Source organism: Ligilactobacillus animalis KCTC 3501 = DSM 20602 (assembly GCF_001434535.1).
GTDB classification, from domain to species: Bacteria; Bacillota; Bacilli; order Lactobacillales; family Lactobacillaceae; genus Ligilactobacillus; species Ligilactobacillus animalis.
The window spans coordinates 60,885-67,309 of sequence record NZ_AYYW01000002.1; the positions used below are offsets into that span (position 1 = coordinate 60,885).

4 protein-coding genes and 1 other annotated feature are annotated in these 6,425 nt (G+C 40.3%); all 4 genes read right to left on the bottom strand.

Going from position 1 to position 6,425, the window contains the following annotated elements:
- Window positions 1–1,617 (bottom strand): putative polysaccharide biosynthesis protein, encoded by a 1,617-nt coding sequence (locus FC30_RS00470; protein WP_056938449.1) that lies wholly within the window; start codon window positions 1,615–1,617, stop codon window positions 1–3.
- A gap of 111 nt (window positions 1,618–1,728) precedes the next feature.
- Complete coding sequence (locus FC30_RS00475; protein WP_010688557.1) at window positions 1,729–3,075, bottom strand: amino acid permease; 1,347 nt, start codon at window positions 3,073–3,075, stop codon at window positions 1,729–1,731.
- Between the two features lie 179 nt (window positions 3,076–3,254).
- On the bottom strand, window positions 3,255–5,666 hold the full coding sequence (leuS, locus tag FC30_RS00480; protein ID WP_010688556.1) for a leucine--tRNA ligase: 2,412 nt from the start codon (window positions 5,664–5,666) through the stop codon (window positions 3,255–3,257).
- Window positions 5,667–5,722: 56 nt separating this feature from the next.
- Window positions 5,723–5,927: a binding site (T-box leader), on the bottom strand.
- 45 nt (window positions 5,928–5,972) lie between these two features.
- On the bottom strand, window positions 5,973–6,425 hold a 453-nt coding region (locus FC30_RS00485), incomplete at its 5' end, for a LysM peptidoglycan-binding domain-containing protein (protein WP_156400122.1).

Consider the following 6,425-nt stretch of genomic DNA (forward strand, 5'->3'; position numbering starts at 1 on the left):
TTATTTCCACCTAAATATCTTTTGTAATTTACTTGTCACCTTTGTGCCTAAGATTCGTTGTACTAGACCGAGTTTAAAACACGCTAATAAATATAAGTATCCCCCGACCCCAGCAGCTAAGCTCAAACTCACCAAAGCTGACCAGCGACTATTCCCGGGAAATATCATATAATAACCACCTACAAACAGTAAAGTCACACCAAACATCAGTAATGCTACCATGAACATCTTATTGACATTAACTTGTAACTGTCCTGTCGGTAAATTATATTTCAAATATAAAAAGCGCAGCATTAAATAGCTGGCCCAACTCATCGCGATCCCTGTCGCTAAAAGTGGTCCAAAAACACCCAACCAAAGAGTCAATGGATATTGCAGGACTAATTTTAGCCCTAGCCCCCAAGCGGTATATTTGATAGCTTGTTTATTTTCATAGATCCCTTGCAATAATGAACCTAAAACATTGAATAGTCCCATTGCTAACGCCACATACGCTGAGATCGCTAAAACAAAGATCCCCGTTGCCTCATAACCGTAGAATACTAGATAAAGCGGACGACTGACTGCAGCCATACCAAAGACAGCTGGTAACATCACAAAAAACAACAACTCTAGAGATTCTAATAGTTGTTTTTTCATCAAAGTACTATCGCATTTAGCAACAGCTTCACTTAAAAGTGGGATCGCTGTCGTTGCCATTGCAGTCGATAGTGCCACCACGATCATGATCAGCTTATTGGCATTCCCCGCAAATAGAGCATATAAGGCATTGATCTGAGCCATATTATACGCACCTGCTTGTTGCATGATCACAGGGAAGGTAAACTGATCGACCAAATTAAACATCGACATCGCACATGCAATAAAAATAAAGGGTAAAGCCTGATATAAGACCTCTTTTAATAAGGTCGCATTGGTTATTTTGAGCTGATCGTTACTCTGAGATACTAGCTTATCTAATCTTTTTTTATGCTTGAGATAATATCCCACTAACAATAGAGTTCCACCTACAGCGCCGATAAAAGCTGCAAAAGTCGACTGCCAAACGCCGGCTTCAAATGGTAACCCCATAACTTTGATCGTGATATAGGTCGCTAACAATATATAGATTATTCGCAAAAATTGTTCGATCAATTGCGATAAAGCAGATGGTGCCATATCCTGAAAGCCCTGAAAATATCCGCGCAAAAGACTCATCGACGGAATGATCAATAAAGCTAAGGCCAAGGAACGATAGATTGAGACCATCCTTGGATCACCTTGTGAGATCCAAGGTGCGATCAACCAAAAGACCAGCGTACAGACTGCCCCTAAGATGAACAAAGCTACTAAACTTGTCTTAAATAATCTTTTTGAAACGCCATATTCATTTTTAGAATTATAATGTGCAACTTGTTTAGCAACAGCTGAAGGGATACCCGAGATCGCGATCATCAAAAAAATACTATAAACAGTATACCCCTTTGTATACAGGGCATTTGCCTGCAGTTTGTCACTTCCAAACCAGCTATACCAGGGAATGATGTAGAGCGCACCTAAGATGCGGGAAATGATACTCCCAGCTGTCATCCACGCCGAACCACGAAGCATTTTTTCTTTCATCGTTTGTTCTTTCATAGCATATATTCCTTTCTACTGTTTCAGTATAGATTCTAGCAAAAAATATAGTACTAAAAAAGATTTTCAACTTAAAAACACCTCAGAGTCTGAACTCTAAGGTGTTTGTGCTTAATTATTTTCTTTAGTGGTTTTGAGTTTTCCTGAAAGGATGAACAATAAACTAAACCAGACCAACGCAAAAATGATCGAGATCAAAGTACTTGTACTCGTTGCCAATAGTCCTAAGACGATCACAAAAAAGGCGATCGTTAAGAAGTTAGTCCAAGGATAAAGTGGCATCGGAAAAATACTTTTAGCGGTTTTATTTTGTTGCCGATACTTATAGTGGCACCAAACTAAAATGATCCAAACAAAGATAAAGCTGACCGTAGCCACCCCTGAGATGATCTCAAAGATGCTACTTGGTAAAATATAGTTCAAGATCACGATAATAAAGAGGACCGACGAAGAAAAGACTAAAGATCCGACCGGTACACTGCGATTACTGATCTTAGCCATCTTCTTTGGTGCTTGTCCGCTATTGGCCAAAACAAACAGCGTCCGACTCGTACTAAAGATCGCACTATTACATGCTGATAGTGCCGCAGTCAGAACCACAAAATTGATCACAGCTGCAGCCATCTTGATCCCGATCCCAGAAAAGACTTGGACAAATGGACTTGAAGTCGTTGCGATCTCGTTCCAAGGATAGATGCACATCAAGACAAACATCGAACCGACATAAAAGAGACCGATCCGCATCGGTAACGTGTTGATCGCCCGTGGAAGATCTTTTTTAGGATCAGCCGTTTCACCCGAAGTCAAACCGACCATTTCGATCCCTGTAAAGGCAAAGATGACCATCGGAAAAGCAGCTAATAACCCGGAAAATCCTTTTGGAAAAAGGCCACCGTAATCGACTAAGTTACTCAATTGTACTTGATGACCACCAACATTAGCCGAGGTCAATAATAAGATCAACCCCGTCGCGATCAAAGCCATGATCGCTAAAACCTTGATACTAGAAAACCAAGCTTCTAATTCGCCAAAAACTCCCACACTCAGTAAATTAAAGGCTAACAAGATCAAAATGATCGCTAAAGCCGTCACCCATTGGGGAATATTAGGGAACCAGTAGCGAATGTAGATCCCACTGGCGGTCAGATCGGCCATAGCTAAACTTTCCCAACATAGCCAATAAGTCCAACCAACAACAAATTCCCACTTTTCACCGAGATATTGGCGTACAAATTCAATAAATGATGCTTTAGAGGTATCAGATAAGATCAATTCCCCGATCGCACGCATCATCAAAAAGCAAAAGATCCCTGCAACCAAATAAGCGAGAATGATCGCAGGCCCTGCTTTTTGGATCGCACTCCCAGATCCTAAGAAAAGCCCCGTTCCTATGGCACCGCCGATCGCGATCATCTGTACATGGCGGTGCGTCAATGCACGAGATAGTTCGTTTTTCATGCTATTAAAATCCTTTCTGAGATATTAATGTTCCTTTTTATAAATATGTTTACGTTCTATTCTATCCAATTTACTTTGATTTCGCAAATTTCTTTCAAAAAATCAAACACATTTTAATTTTCGTCTGTTAAAAAATAAAGAAATGAGACCCCCACTGGATCTCATTTCTTTATTTACTATTAGTTAGCAACTACATTGACTAATTTGCCTGGTACTGCGATCACCCGACGGATCGTCTTACCTTCAAGCTCAGCCTTGATCTTTTCGTCATTCAAAGCAAGTTCTTCTAACTCTTCTTTTGAAGCTGTCCGCGAAACCTTCAAGTGTTGCTTGATCTTACCATTAACTTGGACAACGATCTCAACTGTATCTTCGACTAATTTATTTTCATCATATGTTGGCCATTTAGCATAGGCGATACTTCCAACATTACCTAATAAAGTCCAAAGTTCTTCAGCCATATGCGGTGTGATCGGCGAGATCAATTTGACTAAGCCTTCAACGTATTCTAGTGGTAAGGAATCAGCCTTGTAGAATTCATTGACTAAGACCATCAATTGTGAAATTGCAGTGTTGAAATGCAATTTTTCGTAGTCTTCAGTAACTTTCTTGACTGTTTGATTGTAAATCAAATCCAAATTACCTTCGTTGATCGTTGTGATCCGGTCGCGTAATTGACCATTTTCATCGATCAGCAAGTTCCAAACACGATTGATGAACTTATTAGCCCCATTCAAGCCATCTTCGCTCCAAGCAATCGAAGCATCAAGTGGTCCCATGAACATTTCGTATAAACGTAATGTATCGGCGCCGTATTGCTCAACGATATCATCCGGGTTGACCACATTACCCTTAGATTTAGACATTTTTTCATGGTTGTTACCTAAGATCATCCCTTGGTTGACCAATTTTTGGAATGGTTCTTTAGTTGGGACAACGCCTAGATCATATAAGAATTTGTGCCAGAAACGAGCATATAATAAGTGCAAGACTGCATGTTCAGCCCCACCAACGTAAAGATCTACTGGTAACCAAGCCTTTAATTTTTCAGGATCAGCGATCATTTCATTGTTGTGTGGATCAATATAACGCAAGAAGTACCATGAACTACCAGCCCATTGTGGCATTGTGTTAGTTTCGCGTTTCCCTTTACGTCCATTTTCATCGACTACATTGACCCAATCTTCGAGGTTAGCCAATGGACTTTCACCTGTACCTGAAGGCTTGATGTCATTTGACTTAGGTAAAAGAAGTGGTAATTCATCTTCTGGAACTAAAGTTGTTTCGCCATCTTCCCAGTGGATCACAGGGATCGGTTCGCCCCAGTAGCGTTGACGTGAGAAAGTCCAATCACGTAAGCGGTAATTTACTTTCTTATCACCCACACCGTGTTCTTTCAACCAGTTGATCATCGTCCCGATCGCTTCTTCTTTGGTCAAACCATTCAAGAAATCGGAGTTGATATATTCACCCTCACCGGTGTAAACTTCTTTTTCAACATCTCCCCCAGCAATGACTGGGATGATCGGCAAATCATATTTCTTTGCAAATTCCCAATCACGCGGATCATGGGCAGCCGAGACCATAACCGCTCCGGTACCATATGAAGCCAAGACATAATCAGCTAACCAGATCGGTAATTTTTCACCATTTACTGGATTGATCGCATAACTTCCGGTAAAGACCCCAGTTTTTTCTTTAGCTAGATCTGTTCTTTCAAGATCAGACTTGTGTGAGATTTCTTCAACGTAAGCTTCAACAGCTGCTTTTTGTTCTGGTGTCGTTAAACTAGCTACCAGTTCATGTTCAGGTGCGATCGTGATCGCTGAAGCACCAAATAAAGTATCTGGACGTGTAGTAAATACTTCTAATTGTTCATCTTGACCATCAACTTTAAAATCGATCGTAGCACCAACTGAGCGTCCGATCCAGTTGCGTTGTTGTTCTTTAATCGCTTCAGGCCAATCAAGATCTTCTAGATCATCGATCAAACGATCCGCATAAGCCGTGATCTTTAGGACCCATTGACGCATTGGTTTACGGATAACTGGGAAGCCACCCCGTTCGGTCTTACCGTCGATAACTTCTTCATTAGCCACTACAGTCCCTAGATCTGGACTCCAGTTAACTGGGATCTCAGCTTCATAAGCTAGACCACGTTTGTAAAGTTGTTCAAAGATCCATTGTGTCCATTTATAATAAGCCGAATCGGTCGTATTTACTTCGCGATCCCAATCGTAAGAAAGACCCAATGATTTGATTTGACGTCTAAAATTGTTAATATTTTTCTTAGTAAATTCACGTGGCGAATTACCTGTATTCAACGCATATTGTTCCGCTGGTAAACCAAAAGCATCCCACCCCATTGGATGTAAAACATTATAGCCTTGCATCCGTTTCATACGTGAAATGATGTCAGTTGCCGTATACCCTTCTGGATGGCCTACATGTAGCCCTTGTCCCGATGGGTAAGGAAACATATCTAAAGCATAGTAATTCTTTTTATCCTTATCCTCAGTTGTCTTGAACGTCTTATGTTCATCCCAATAACGTTGCCATTTTTTTTCGATCTCTTTATGATTATAGCTCATCTATCCATAGTTCCTTTCTAGAAAATAAAAAAGTCCTATATAGAGTTATAAACTCCATATAGGACGAAAAACCGCGGTACCACCCATATTCCAACACTAAGTTGACACTTAACTTCGTAACGGGAAGGACCGTTTTCACTTACTAACTTCGGTGAAAAACTCAAAGGCGAGTTCAGAAAAACCAACTTGTATACTCACAGCAACCGTATACTCTCTGAAAATAGTTCAGTTCTTCCTAATACTCCTTATCTGCGTTCAAATATTTACTTCATCTTAGCAAAACCGCTCGACTAATTCAAGAGAAAATTATTTTAATTTCAAATTTTGTCCGACATAGATCATGTCTGAGGTCAAATTATTCAAGGCTTTCAATTGATTTACCGTCGTACCATTATTGGAAGCGATCCGCCAAAGTGAGTCACCCGCTTTGACTGTATATGTTTTCTTTGGACTACTTTGGGCGTTTGTCTTATTAGCCGTTGTAACTGCACCTTTAGTTACTTTAAGCGTCTGGCCAACATAGATCAGATCACTTGATAAGTTATTGACTTGTTTTAAGTCATTTAACGTCATTTTATGTGAATTAGCGATCGCCCACAAGGAATCACCCGCCTTGACCGTATACGTTCCATTACCATTTGCTTGATTTTGATTTGAATTTTGAGCAGTATTTGTACTTGGCTTGTTAGAAACTGTTTTACCAGAGACCTTCAAAACTTGACCAGGCATGATCAAATTACTGCTCAAGTTATTCAAATT

What these genes read in the sequence shown, in the direction of transcription:
- FC30_RS00470 (WP_056938449.1), bottom strand. Translation starts at nt 1,617, where the DNA reads ATGAAAGAACAAACGATGAAAGAAAAAATGCTTCGTGGTTCGGCGTGG.
- FC30_RS00475 (WP_010688557.1), bottom strand. Translation starts at nt 3,075, where the DNA reads ATGAAAAACGAACTATCTCGTGCATTGACGCACCGCCATGTACAGATG.
- leuS (WP_010688556.1), bottom strand. Translation starts at nt 5,666, where the DNA reads ATGAGCTATAATCATAAAGAGATCGAAAAAAAATGGCAACGTTATTGG.